This is a genomic window from Natrinema sp. HArc-T2, assembly GCF_041821085.1.
Classification (GTDB): Archaea; Halobacteriota; Halobacteria; order Halobacteriales; family Natrialbaceae; genus Natrinema.
Genome location: NZ_JBGUAZ010000028.1, coordinates 1 through 824 on the forward strand (window position 1 = coordinate 1; position 824 = coordinate 824).

Genomic DNA, 824 nt, shown 5'->3' on the forward strand with positions numbered 1-824 from the left:
TACACAGGTACCCGCGCTAGCGGGCCACCGAGCCAGCATTGAAATACTACCCGATGGTGACTGCGACTCTCACTCCTGGCGGAGGACACTGGTAGCCGGGCAGTTTGACTGGGGCGGTACGCGCCTGAAAAGATATCGGGCGCGCCCCAAGATTTCCTCACCCGTGTCAGAGACGCGGGGAAGAGCGCAAGAGCATACGGAAGTCTGACAGTGTCCGGCACAACGACGGACGCTGACGCGAAAGCGTGGTCTAGCGAACCAATTAGGCTGCTTGATGCGGCCAATTGCTGACAGAAAAGCTACCTTAGGGATAACAGAGTCGTCACCCGCAAGAGCACATATCGACCGGGTGGCTTGCTACCTCGATGTCGGTTCCCTCCATCCTGCCCGTGCAGAAGCGGGCAAGGGTGAGGTTGTTCGCCTATTAAAGGAGGTCGTGAGCTGGGTTTAGACCGTCGTGAGACAGGTCGGCTGCTATCTATTGGGGGTGTTACGGTATCTGACGGGAACGTTCGTATAGTACGAGAGGAACTACGAATGGGTGCCACTCGTGTACCGGCTGTCCGAGAGGGCACGTGCCGGGCAGCGACGCACCACGGGGTAAGAGCTGAACGCATCTAAGCTCGAAACCCACCTGAAAAAGAGATACCACCGAGGCCACTCGTAGAAGACGAGATCGATAGACTCGGGATGTACGCACCGAGGCAACGAGGTGTTGAGTCCGCGAGCACTAACTGGCCAAGCCACACACTCATACTACAAGTATAACGCATTGGATCCGTGACGCGCGAACGGGTCCGGACGCAAACTGGACTACACGTACA

At 57.4% G+C, this 824-nt stretch carries 1 rRNA gene; it reads left to right on the forward strand.

The features are described from left to right. Positions 1-754 (forward strand): 23S ribosomal RNA (locus ACERI1_RS18810); the annotation flags it as partial. Between the last annotated feature and the right edge of the window lie 70 nt (positions 755-824).